Origin of the sequence: Pseudogracilibacillus sp. SE30717A, assembly GCF_037071985.1 — a bacterium.
Lineage (GTDB): Bacteria > Bacillota > Bacilli > Bacillales > Amphibacillaceae > Pseudogracilibacillus.
Genome location: NZ_JAXHDF010000003.1, coordinates 214,048 through 226,674, shown reverse-complemented (window position 1 = coordinate 226,674; position 12,627 = coordinate 214,048). Strand labels below are relative to the sequence as shown.

At 36.9% G+C, this 12,627-nt stretch carries 11 protein-coding genes; 1 reads left to right on the top strand and 10 read right to left on the bottom strand.

Features of this window, described 5'->3' with window-relative positions; translation table 11 throughout:
- From trpA to SPD48_RS06145, 10 genes are all read right to left on the bottom strand, one after another.
- A complete protein-coding gene (trpA, locus tag SPD48_RS06190; RefSeq protein ID WP_336257214.1) occupies window positions 1-774 on the bottom strand; it encodes a tryptophan synthase subunit alpha in 774 nt (257 codons plus the stop codon).
- A 2-nt stretch (window positions 775-776) separates the two neighbouring features.
- Window positions 777-1,742, bottom strand: a complete 966-nt coding sequence (locus SPD48_RS06185; protein ID WP_336257213.1) for an ABC transporter permease — start codon at window positions 1,740-1,742, stop codon at window positions 777-779.
- Window position 1,743: 1 nt separating this feature from the next.
- Complete coding sequence (locus SPD48_RS06180; protein WP_336257212.1) at window positions 1,744-3,249, bottom strand: sugar ABC transporter ATP-binding protein; 1,506 nt, start codon at window positions 3,247-3,249, stop codon at window positions 1,744-1,746.
- Window positions 3,250-3,271: 22 nt separating this feature from the next.
- Window positions 3,272-4,219: a sugar ABC transporter substrate-binding protein gene (locus SPD48_RS06175; RefSeq protein ID WP_336257211.1), complete on the bottom strand. Its 948-nt coding sequence runs from the start codon at window positions 4,217-4,219 to the stop codon at window positions 3,272-3,274.
- Between the two features lie 28 nt (window positions 4,220-4,247).
- A complete protein-coding gene (locus SPD48_RS06170; RefSeq protein WP_336257210.1) occupies window positions 4,248-5,183 on the bottom strand; it encodes a sugar-binding transcriptional regulator in 936 nt (311 codons plus the stop codon).
- Between the two features lie 393 nt (window positions 5,184-5,576).
- The gene (locus SPD48_RS06165; protein WP_442962113.1) at window positions 5,577-6,839 is read right to left on the bottom strand and encodes a peptidase; all 1,263 of its coding nucleotides are present in this window, start codon (window positions 6,837-6,839) and stop codon (window positions 5,577-5,579) included.
- Between the two features lie 17 nt (window positions 6,840-6,856).
- The gene (locus SPD48_RS06160) at window positions 6,857-8,041 is read right to left on the bottom strand and encodes a thiolase family protein (RefSeq protein WP_336257209.1); all 1,185 of its coding nucleotides are present in this window, start codon (window positions 8,039-8,041) and stop codon (window positions 6,857-6,859) included.
- Window positions 8,042-8,043: 2 nt separating this feature from the next.
- Entirely contained in the window at window positions 8,044-8,706 is a 663-nt protein-coding gene (locus SPD48_RS06155; protein ID WP_336257208.1) for a 3-oxoacid CoA-transferase subunit B, read from the bottom strand.
- Window positions 8,691-9,368: a CoA transferase subunit A gene (locus tag SPD48_RS06150; RefSeq protein WP_336257207.1), complete on the bottom strand. Its 678-nt coding sequence runs from the start codon at window positions 9,366-9,368 to the stop codon at window positions 8,691-8,693. Before SPD48_RS06150 ends, SPD48_RS06155 begins: the two co-directional genes overlap by 16 nt.
- Window positions 9,365-10,714, bottom strand: coding sequence for an aspartate aminotransferase family protein (locus SPD48_RS06145; protein ID WP_336257206.1), 1,350 nt, complete (start codon window positions 10,712-10,714; stop codon window positions 9,365-9,367). Before SPD48_RS06145 ends, SPD48_RS06150 begins: the two co-directional genes overlap by 4 nt.
- A 176-nt stretch (window positions 10,715-10,890) precedes the next feature.
- On the opposite strand from SPD48_RS06145, the gene SPD48_RS06140 reads away from it, so the two are divergent.
- Window positions 10,891-12,582: a PucR family transcriptional regulator gene (locus SPD48_RS06140; RefSeq protein WP_336257205.1), complete on the top strand. Its 1,692-nt coding sequence runs from the start codon at window positions 10,891-10,893 to the stop codon at window positions 12,580-12,582.
- Window positions 12,583-12,627: the final 45 nt, after the last annotated feature.

The following is a 12,627-nucleotide window of genomic DNA, read 5'->3' as shown; positions in this document are numbered from 1 at the left end:
TTATCCCCACTTTTTCTTCGCGTTTACTAGTTCTCTAATAAATTTATACAAAGTCTCTTCCTTTTCAGTAGCAACAATACGAACAAACTCACTTCCAACTACAATACCATCATAACCTACTTCAAATATTTTCCCAGCGATTTCTTGACTATTTATTCCGAATCCTGCCATTAGTTTAGCATTAGTAAGTTTTCTCATTCGCTCGTAGAATAATGGAAAAGTAGACGTATCTGTTAACTTATGACCTGTTTTCCCAGCATACAATTGACAATAAATTACTTCTTTATTTTCTGCCAAAATAGTTATTTCTTCATCAGACATGTTATTATTAACAACTGGAATAAATTTTGCTCCTGTAGTTGCTAAATATTGCTGCGCCTGATTCATCTGATCCACATTAATATCTGGAATGATAAATCCATCGATGTAGGAAGATTCAGCTAATCGTATATATGCTTGATCTCGAAATAAGTCATCAACATATCCCATAATCCAAATCGGAATCGAGATTGCTGCTCTTACATCCTTTAAATAATCGATAAAATCATCCAAGTCTGAAAAAATATTTTCTGTTTCTTTATGTGCTTGTTTAATAGTTTCCCCATCCATATAAGGAGCTTTGCTTGGAAAACCGATTTCTATTGCATTCAATCCTGATTTCTCTGCTTCTTTTAATAATTCAATGTTTTTTTCTTTTGACGGATATCCTCCAACAAGATAAGCCGTGATAAAAGGAGAAGCTAGTTCAGTTTTTCTCTTTATTACTTGAGTCACAATTATTCACGTCCTATCTTCTGAAAAATTAGCGCTGCAATAATAATAATCCCGGTAATCACATCTTGCATGAAAGATGGTACTTGAAGAATAGTTAGTCCGTTTGCAAGAATTCCTAAGATCGCAGCACCAAATAACGTTCCAACTATATTTGGTATACCACTTCTTACAACAGTCATTCCTAAAAATACTGCTGCATAAGCATTCAAGAAATATCCATCTCCACCTGTTGGATGAGCAGATCCTAAACGGGATGCTAGGAGTGCTCCTGTTAGTGCCGCAAGCATTCCACATAGTGCAAATGCAACTGTTTTATAGGCATTAATATTCACACCAGAAACTTCAGATGCTTTTTCATTTCCACCTATTGCGTAAAAACGGCGCCCAAGAGTCATATGTGTCATTACATACCAAAATACTATGACCAATATTATCATGATGATAGATAATAGTGGAATCATAAAAAGTTGCGTCTGACCGATAAATTTAAAGCTTTCTGGGATGTTTTCAAAAACAGTAGACCCGCCTGTAAGCCAGAAAGTAAATCCTCCAATTACTGTTCCCATTGCAAGCGTCGTTACAAAAGATAAAACTCTAAAATGTGTGACGATCGCTCCATTGATTAATCCAATCATAAATCCAATGACTACGGGAACGAGTAAACTAACTACAATTGGAACTCCTAAAATAGCTAGCTTTGCAGATACTACTCCTCCAAGACTCGCCATAGCACCAATTGATAAGTCAAATTCTGTTACACTCATTACAAGCGTAGCACCTAGAGCAATGATTACCAAAAAGGATATTTGTCTTGTAATATTGATGACATTATCTACGGTCGCAAAGGAATCTGGACTTAATATACTAAAAATAATGATTAAAGAGATTCCTGCAAAAATAGTTCCATAAGAACTGATTTTTTGGGAGAATGACATCTTCTGCTTTGGTTGTTTGACTGCTTCACTCACTTTAATTTTCCCCCTTTTGATGTTGATAGCAAATATCTAATATCGTATGATTATCGATATCTTTGTTTTTAAGATCTGCAACCGTTTTTCCTTCGCTAAATACGATAATCCGGTCACTTACTTCTAAGATTTCTTGTATATCAGAAGATACAAAAATTATTCCCTTACCATTGGATGCTTGTTCTTGTAAAAAGGAGTGAATATCATTCCTGGTCATTATATCAACAGCTTGTGTAGGCTCATCACAAATATATAAATCCGGATTTGTCAGTAACGCTTTTCCAAACACTACTTTTTGTTGATTTCCTCCACTCAATTCTGCCACAGTCTGATTCGCGCTTACTGCTTTTACTTTAAAGCGTTTCATTTCCCCTTGAACTTTTTCACTTTCTTTTTTACGAGTAAGCACTCCACCACTTGATACTTCATTCAATATTGGTAAAGTCATATTATGGCTGATCGTATTTGGCATGATTAACCCTTCATCATGTCGGTTTTCAGGAATTAAAATCATTCCTTCTTTTATCATTTGTTTTGGACTTACTTTGTTGTATGATTTTTCTTTATAAACAACTTCACCGTTCGATTTTTCTCGTAACCCAAAAATTGCTTCCATACTTTCTGTTCTTCCCGCACCTGCCAATCCATACATCCCAACTATTTCTCCTGCATGGACGTTGAAGCTGACGTCTTTTACCTTATCATCTTTTGTCGCTAAATTAGATACTGTTAAAAGAACTTGTTGATCAGCTAAGTCGGCTTTCTCTTTTTTACTCGCATTCATTTGTTGCCCGTCAGTCATATGATAAATAATTTTTTCTCTAGTAATCTCATCTTTTGTTAAAGAAGCTGTAACTTTTCCACCGGTAAGTACTGTTACATAATCAGAGATTTGTATAACTTCTTCAAGTCGGTGGGAGATGTAAATAATAGCTACTCCTTCTTTTTTCAGATGATCAATTAAAGAAAATAATAAAACTGACTCTTTATCTGTTAATGAAGCTGTTGGCTCATCAAGTACGAGTACTTTTGATTCTTGACTCATAGCCCTTAATATTTCCAGCATGGTACGTTCTGTCGGGGTCATATCATAGACAGGTTTGTCTACTGGAATATCAATCTTCCATTTGTCTTTTAAAGCATTTGCTTGTTCCCTCATTCGTTTCCAATGTATACCACCAAGTACTTTTTTCGGATATGTCTTGTTAAGAAATAAATTTTCCAGACCCGTAAAATAAGGGACAAGCTGCCGATCTTGGTGAATAACATTAATACCAAGATCTTGAGCAGCTTTTGGGCGTTCAATATTAACTTCCTTACCTTCCCAAATAATTTGTCCACTTGTTTGTTGATACACACCTGTCAGTATTTTAATGAGTGTGGACTTTCCCGCACCATTTTCGCCTAACAATGAGTGAACAGTGCCTGCTTCAAAAGTAACATTGACATTATCTAATGCTTTATGTCCCCCAAATACTTTTGTAATGTTGTTTGTTTGCAGTAACATCAGTCACTTTCACCTCTTCACATTATTCAGCTGTAATCAAGCTAGCTGGTGCATATAATTCTGTACCGTCTACATCATCACCGTTAAACACTTTTTGCATTTGTTCAATAACGATTTCTGACATACCAATAAAGTTTTGTTCTACAGTCGCAGTGATAGGAGTCCCATCTTTAATCATTTCTACAGCTTGGCTATTCCCATCGATTCCAGTCACGATAATATTGTCGCGTCCATCTGCTTCAATTGCCTGTGCAGCTCCAATTGCCGGCTCATCCCATCCAGTCCAAACAGCAGTAATTGCATCTTCATCTTTGTTTGCTAGTAGTAAGTTTTCCATTTGTTGGCGAGCACTTTCAATTGGTCCTGGTACTTCAACTTCTAATTCTGTTAGAACATTAATATCAGGATATTCTTCTAACATTTGATCTAGCATTTCAGTACGCTTTAAAACTCCTGGGTGTGGACGGTGAGTTAAAACTATTAAATTTCCTTCTCCACCCATTTGTTCAAACAGATATTCAGTGATCATTTTTGACATTTCTTCATTATCACTTGTAGCGTTCATTGTCATGCCTTCAATATAGCCTGAGTCGGTCCCAAACACAGGGATACCTGCTTCGCTTGCTTGTTGAATTTGTGCTGCAACTTGGTTCGGATCTGTACTAACAAGTACAATTGCATCCGTTTTTGCTAAAATAACGTCTTCCATACGCGATGCCAGTCCACCAGCATCTCCTTTTGTATCTACAATGTTTACTTTCCAACCATTGTCATTTGCTTTAATTTCTAGTTCATCAACCATCTGTTTTGTAGTTACAGAAGATAAATAAGGAGTCATAATCGAAATGCTTTTTTCTCCACTTTCGCTTGCTCCTTCTTTATTTCCATTATCTTCCCCTCCATCACTTGAGCATGCTGCAACTACAACTAACAGTATAACTGCCATTAAAGACATTAATATTTTTCTCATGTTTGTTTCCCCTTTACTGTTGATTAATTTAAATTAATTGCTCTCCAGTTTGAACATCTGTAATTAATACATCGATCCATTTCCCTGACAGTGCCGCAGTAATTGCCTCAACCTTTTCAACTCCAACAGCGATGCCAATTACGAGAGGGGTCTGTTTCAATTTTTCTCCGGAAATGCCAATCATTCGATCTGAAATACTCTTAGCTACTTCTTCTCCTTGAGCATTGATGAATATTGTTCCAATACTGCAAACTGCTCCAGCATCTTTAATCTCTTGCAATTTCTCTCTGCTCAAATTCATTGTTTTAAAGAAGGTAGCTTCCTCTGTAGTTTCTCCAATACCGACAATTGCTGTCTGCAAATCTTCATATCTTTCTAACACTTTATTAATTGCTTCTTCTTGAATCAGTTGGGATTTCATTTCCAATGAACTTACAATTGCAGGAGCATTTAAAACGTAGTACTCATAATTCATGCTCTCAGCTAATTGAATGACATTTGAATTAGCGTGCCAATTTGCGCCTTGTACGCCTAGACCACCAACCAATGGAATAACAAGAACGTTCTTCTCACCATTACTTCGAGTCCTTAGCACAACTTCTTGTATAGATTTACCCGCCATCACGCCAACAACATTTCCTTTTCTGAGAACGTTTTCTAAATAGAATGCACCGGCTTTAGAAAAACTAGCAATAGATTGATCGATTGACATATTTGTTGTTTCAACAATAACCGCATCATTTAAACCAAACTTTTGCATTAATTGCTTTTCTATGTTTGATTCATTACTGAACGGATTATTAATATTTATTTCGACAATCCCTTCTTCTTTTGCTGAACTGATGATTCGGCTAATTTGCGGACGGGAGATTCTAAACTTTTTTGCTAATTCTTGTTGGTTATATCCCTCTTGATAATACAATTGGCAGATTTTTACCATTTGTTTTATCTTCTCTTTTTCCAAAGCATCTCCCTCTCTCGCATGAACATTTGTTCAATGTATGGATTTTTGTTCAAGTGATATTTTTAAATATAAGGTAATTTCCTTTCATTGTCAAGTAATTATTTCATACTTTCGAATTAGTTCATTAGTCATTTTTAAGCAATAAGAGATCTGAACATAAATAAGCCTTTTTGCCCAACAGGAAGATATTAAGTGAGAGCCGAAACAATCTGTCATCTGTGTCACAGTTTCAAGTAAGACAAAAAAGAAACTCCGAACGATAATAAATTTAAGTTATCGTTCAGAGTTTCATAGGCTAAAGTTTTTTATACAAGCATCTTAACCGTTCTCATTTTAAACTAACCAATTATCTATGTTCGGATCGTTACAATTTATTAGAATAAGTAATAATTGTTAACTAGCTTCACACCAATCGACGATAGTAGCTGCAATAATTTTTGCTGCCTGAAAAATTTTATCAAGTTCGATCGCTTCGTTTGGGAAATGCGCTAGCTCCGTAATACCGGGACCGAATACGATTGTAGGTGTATCAGCTACCTTGGTCAGCAATCCCCCATCTGTTCCCCAAGGTGAGGCAACGACGATTGGCTCATCATCCATAATATCTTTAAAATTATTCGTTAACAATTTAACTAATGGATGATCCGTTTCTATTTCACCGGGCACCCACCTAGCTCCAAACCATTCTACTATTACAGGATTTTGCTCGAACCATCTGTCTTTTTCCGCTAATCTTGCAGTCCATTCTTCTAGCTCTTCTTGAACCTGTTCCATCGTTTCATTAGGGGCAATTCCAATCCGCCCTTCTAACTGTACGACATCTGGGACGGAAGATGGCCAATCACCTCCCGTAATTCTACCTATATTTATTGGTACAGGTATTGGAACATTATCATAGAGTGGATCATCAATTCGATTATTTCTTACTTTTTCTAGTTCTTTTATATGCTTATTAACAATGAACGCTTTATCAATCGCACTAACACCATGGGACGGTGTTCCTCCATGGGCTGTTCTTCCTGTTATGATAAGACGAAACCATTTAGACCCTTGTTGTTTTGGGAATATTTTCATATTTGTTGGTTCTGGTATAATAGCAGCATCTGCCTTATACCCTTTTAAAATTGCATCTAAAGTTCCTGCCCCTCCACTTTCTTCCTCTATTACACTTTGAAAAATGACATCCCCTTTTAACCGAATTCCTAGAGTCTGAATTACTTCTAATGCAAGGAGTAAAGCGATATTACCGCCTTTCATATCTGTCACCCCTCGCCCATACATTTTACCGTTGATGACCTTTCCACTGTAAGGTTCTTCGTCCCACTGAGCATGGTCCCCTTCTGGGACAACATCGACATGACCATTTAAAATAATCGATTTACCGCCCCCAGTTCCTTTTAAAACACCGACTACATTCGGACTATTTTCAAAAGTTTCGCGGTTGGAATAAAAGTACGGATGTTTTTTTAACCTATCTCCATCTAATTCCCAAAAATCTACTTCTAAGTTAATTTCTTTTAAGTAATTAGCGACAACTTCTTGAACCCCTTTTTCGTTACCTTGAGTGCTTGCATGCTGTACCATTTCTGTTAGGCGTTCAATACTTTTTGGTTTATGATCATCGATCCATTGATAGATTCTTTCTTTCATTGACACGGTTTGATTATCTCCTCTCATGATAAACTCATATTTTCATAGATGACGGCAATCCCCATTCCACCAGCCATGCACATAGTTACAAGACCGTATTTTGTCTGAGTCCGAATCATTTCATGAATTAATGTGACGGACAATTTCGCTCCTGTAGCACCGACTGGGTGGCCAAGGGCAATTGCACCGCCATTGACGTTTACCTTTTTTTCATCTAAATGAAGTTCTTTTATCACAGCAATTGCTTGAGCGGCGAATGCTTCGTTTAATTCAATCAGCCCAATATCTTCTAGTGTGAGGCTCGCTTTTTTTAGAGCTTTTCGTGTCGCCGGTGCGGGTCCAATTCCCATGATCGAAGGGTTAACACCTGCACTTGCATAGGCTTTGACTTTTACAAGTGGTTTAAGTCCTTCTGCTTCTGCTTTTGTTTTGGACATCATTAAAAGGGCTGCCGCGCCATCATTCATGGGACATGCATTTCCTGCAGTTATAGTACCGCTTTGTTGAAAGACAGGTCGTAAAGAGGCAAGTTTTTCTCTATTTATGGAGTGAATGACACTTTCATCTATATCAAATTTCTCGACACATTTACGAGTTTTCATTTTTACTGGGACAATTTCATCTGAAAATTTATTCGCATCCATCGCCATGATTGCTTTTATATGGCTCTCAAAAGCAAAATCATCTTGTTCTTCACGAGATATATTGTATTGCTCTGCAAGCCTTTCCGCGGTATCTCCCATATGTTCATGACCAAGTGAACATATCAATCCATCTGTCATTAATGCATCTTCCATTTCAACATTACCAAATTTGGTTCCCCAGCGTGTCTTAACCAAATAAGGAACATTACTCATGCTTTCTGTTCCACCAACTACAATTACTTCGTTTTGTCTAGTTTGAATGGATGCGGTAGCATTGGTAATTGCCTTTAAACTTGATCCACATGCTTTAATGACAACATATGCCGGGATTTTTTCTGAAAAACCTGCCTGTTGAGAAGCAATCCGTGCCGAATTTAACCCACCTCCATGCACATACCCATGGCCGAATATAACTTCTTCCACTTTATCTTTAGAAAAACCCGCCTGTTCCACTAATCCCTCAAGGACATGCTTGCCTAAGTCGTTTGCAACGACCGTTCGGAGTGATTTTCCAAATGCGCCAACAGCTGTTCGAACCCCTGAAACGATGACTGCCTCTTCCACTTTCAACACTCTCCTTTCTTTTCTTTCGCTACGAAAAGGGGAGCTCCAGTTACTTTAACAACTTCATCCACGGTATAGCCATCCATTACTTCGATTAACTGTAAGCCTTTTACAGTAACTTTGATAACTGCCAAATCTGTTATGATTAGATCGACACAATGTTTAGCTGTTAAAGGCAAAGTACATTCTGTCACGATTTTTGGATTTCCTTTTTTATCTACGTGATTCATAAGGACAATCACTTTTTTTGCTTTTTGGGCCAGTTCAATTGCTCCCCCCATCCCCGAAACAATTTTTTTCGGAACAATCCAATTAGCTAGATCGCCATATTGACTTATCTGAAACGCGCCAAGGATGGTTACATCAAGTAAGCCACGTCTAATAATGCTAAATGCATACGTACTATCAAAATAGGATCCACCAGGTACGATCGTCATTGGTAGTCCTCCAGCATTACACAGATTTTCATCTTCTTCTCCTTTTGCCGGAGTCGGACCGGTTCCAAGTACACCATTTTCGGCATGAAACATAACATTCACATTTTCCGGAATATAGTCAGCAACCAATGTCGGCATGCCAATACCTAGATTAACGACCATCCCATCTTCGATTTCTTTAGCAGCTCTTTTAGCTATTTGATGACGGACATTTACTCCCACACCCATTTCCAGTTCACTCCTTCACTTTTTACAACGATATCGACAAATGCACCTGGAGTGATAATCTCCTCGGGATTGAGCTCACCGACTGGCACAATTTCCTCCACTTCTGCAATCGTAATATCTCCGGCCATTGCGACGAGAGGATTAGTATTTCGAGCACTTTTGTCAAAAATTAAATTTCCATATGTATCTGCCTTTTTTGCAAATACGATAGCTACTTCTGCAGTAAGTGGCGTTTCGAGCAAATATGTTTTTCCATTCACAGCTATTTTTTGTTTGTTTTCAGCGACTAATCCATCGATACCGACATCGACCAAAATACCACCTAGCCCTGAACCACCAGCACGAATGCGTTCGACAAGCGTTCCTTGTGGAGAAAATTCTACTTCAAGTGTTCCTTCATGCATTTGTTTCCCCGCATTCGGGTTGGAACCAATATGAGATGCAATCAACTTTTTTGCCCGGCCAGCAGTAATAAGTTGACCGATCCCAACATTAGGAAAACCTGCATCATTTCCAATTAACGTCAAATCTTTTACTCCATTATTCAGTAATGCTTTTATTAATGTCGGTGGGTTTCCAATCCCCCCAAATCCACCAAACATAAGGGAGGAACCGCTATGAATATGTTTTACCGCTTCTTCAATCGCTCGTACTTTTATCATTGAACCAGCTCCCTCACAATTGAGCGTTCTACTCTTTCTAAACTTCTAGTAAAACGAGCAACTAGATCGTCAATTTCAGCTTTTGAGATGGTAAGTGGTGGCGCTAAAATGACTGCATCCCCATTTAATCCGTCTTCACCTGCATTGGCGGGATAAACGAGTAATTCTTCCTCAAAATTTGCTTGGACTATTTGATTTACGAGATCAAATTTTCTAGGAAACGTTTCTTTCGTTGCTTTATTTTTTACGAATTCCACACCGATAAACAGTCCTTTTCCTCTTATATCACCAATTATTTTACTTTTTTCTGCAAGTCTATTTATCTTCTCTTTTAAATAAATGCCGTTATCAGCAGATTTTTGAACAAGATTGTTCTTTTCTATATAGTTAATAACAGCTAGAGCTGTTGCCGCTGATTGTGGATTTGCACTAAACGTATGCCCACTCATAATGGATTTCGATCCCTGTAAAATCGGCTCCATTACATGTTCACTTACGACTGCCGCCGCAATTGGAGTATATCCTGCACTCATTCCTTTCCCAGTCGCCATTATGTCTGGTACGACACCAAAATGCTCCATGGCAAACATTTTTCCAGTTCTGCCAACCCCGGTCATTACTTCATCTGCTATAAACAGAACATCATACTGTTCGCAAACGGCTTTAATTTTTTTAAAATAATCTTTTGATGGAGTGAGTGCTCCTCCGGCGGCACCGACAATTGGTTCAGCGATAAATGCAGCAATATGCTCACTCCCAACTCGAAGGATTTCTTTTTCTAACTCTGCTGCATAATAATCATCACATTGTTCGGTCGTTCTGCCATTTGCATCCCTGTAATAATACGGTGCGGAAACAGACGGATATCTGTCCAACAACGTTTCAAAACGCTCGCGACGGCTAATATGACCAGACATAGACAATGCCCCCATCGTGATTCCATGGTAACTCATCCATCGTGAAATAATTTTCGTTTTTGTTTTGATTCCTTTTTCCTGCCAATATTGAATGGCAATTTTCATTGTAGTTTCTGTTGCTTCCGAACCGCTGTTTACAAAAAAAGACCAGTTTAGATCTCCAGGTGATATGTCACTCATCTTTTTTGCTAAATCCTCAGCTATTCTCGTTGAAAACTGAGAACGATAGACGAACGAAATTTTTTTTGCTTGCATATCCATCGCTTCAATAATATCCTGTACACCATGTCCAATACTTGCTGTAACTGCTCCGGAAGAACCGTCAATATACTTATTTCCTGCTTCATCATATAAATAAATCCCTCTACCATGTGTAATGCATGAATAATATTGGTCTAAAACAGGTTTAATTAAATAGGTTCGCGGCATCTTTTTTCACCTCTTATTTCCTTAAATTTGTCCAGACATCTAATAAGTAGTAAGCGTTTACTTAATTGGTATCTATGGATTTTGCTCAACATTTCTGTATAATAAAATTATATCGAACACATTATTCACTATCTATTCGACTAAACATTAAAAAAAGGACTGAAAAATTATACACCTTGTATAATGGGAAAACTAATGGAGGGATACGTATCGCTATCACAGTCAAAGATGCATTACAATTACCAATCATGCAAACAACTAAATTAGTCGCAGGATCTAAAGGAATAGAGAATAAAATCAAGTGGGTAACTATCGTAGAAGTGTTAGAAGATATTGAACGTATTCAGGATGGTGAATTCTTAATCACTACTGGATTTAATTTATTAGAAGATGAAAACAGGATGGAAGTTTTTCATAATTTATTGCGTTTAAGACCTTTATCAGGCGTTGCTATTTATACGAGTTTTTATATGGAAAAAATTCCGGAGAGTTTCATTGCACTTGCCGACAAACACCATTTACCTTTGATTGAAATCCCTACTGATATTAACTTTTCGGAAATAACTAAAGTAGTCCTACAACATATTGTGAATAAGCAAACTCGTTTATTGGAACAATCGGAAAACATTCACCACGAATTATCAACGATGATATTAAATGATCAAAGTCTGACAGAAGTTACAAATCGGTTAGCACAACTAACAGACTCAGAGATTTGTATTTACAATGAATTTTATGAAATCAGCTACACCAGCTCTAATAGCTCATTTCAAACTACAAATAGACCTTCAAAGATATTCTTCACGACCAATCAACAGGAAATTGATATATCCAAATATTTATTATGCAGCTTAGAAAAAGAAGCAAAAGAACATATTCAACTAGAAGATCAAGTGATTACAATCTACCCAATCATTGCAAAGCAATCCTGTTTTGGTTGGATTGTCATGGTAAAGGCTACAGATCAATGGCAAGAATTAGACGATATTGCAATCGAACGTGCAGCCTCTATATATGCAATGGAATTTTTAAAAGTGCAAGCAGTAGAAGAAACACAACTTCGGTTACAAAGTAATTTACTAGAAGATATTTTCAGCAAAAATTATTTAAATGAACGATTTATTATTGACCAAGCTTTAAAACTAAACTATGACCTGACAGTCAACCAAACCGTTTTTTATATTACTTTCTTAGAAACGAAAAAAGTTGACATTCATCTTGTAGACAGACTTTATTTAATGGTCGAGCATTTGCTTATTCAAAAAAGTAAAGCCCATATGATGCAAACAAAACTGCAATCAATTATTTTACTCACTAATATTAATGGGAATACAGAGGATGAACAGTATAACCAAGCTGTTCAATTAGCTAAGGAATTGCAAGGAGAGTGGAATTATTATTTTCCTAATCATAAACTTTTAATTGGTATTGGAAAGTTTTACGATCAAGTTGATCAGCTTGGCAGAAGTGCCAAAGAAGCTCAATATGCAGCAAAATTGACTAATTTAATCGATGCAAAAAAGAATATTACCCATTATTCAGATCTTGGAATGTATGATTTATTACTTGAAATGAATCAGAAAGGTATTGATCTTTCTGAAATTTATAAGGACAATATTTATAAACTTTTAGCTGGGGAACGGGAAATTGATCTGATTGAAACAATCGATGCTTATTTTAAAAATAGTCAGAGTATTCAACGAACTGCTGAGAAATTATTTATTCACAGGCACACTTTACGTTATCGTTTAAATCAGATTGAACAACGAACAGGGCTCAGCCTGAAGTCTACAGATGACCTTTTAAAATTACAATTAGGAATTATGGCGTATAAATTAGTCAATATTCTAAATCAGAATAATACATGAACACAAACGAGGCTGGGACAAAACTCAGCTAAATATTAAAAAAGG

Bases quoted from the DNA above. Each gene is read 5' to 3' on its own strand.
- SPD48_RS06180 (WP_336257212.1), bottom strand. From the start codon at position 3,249: ATGTTACTGCAAACAAACAACATTACAAAAGTATTTGGGGGACATAAA.
- SPD48_RS06175 (WP_336257211.1), bottom strand. From the start codon at position 4,219: ATGAGAAAAATATTAATGTCTTTAATGGCAGTTATACTGTTAGTTGTA.
- SPD48_RS06155 (WP_336257208.1), bottom strand. From the start codon at position 8,706: ATGGGTGTGGGAGTAAATGTCCGTCATCAAATAGCTAAAAGAGCTGCT.
- SPD48_RS06150 (WP_336257207.1), bottom strand. From the start codon at position 9,368: ATGATAAAAGTACGAGCGATTGAAGAAGCGGTAAAACATATTCATAGC.
- SPD48_RS06145 (WP_336257206.1), bottom strand. From the start codon at position 10,714: ATGCCGCGAACCTATTTAATTAAACCTGTTTTAGACCAATATTATTCA.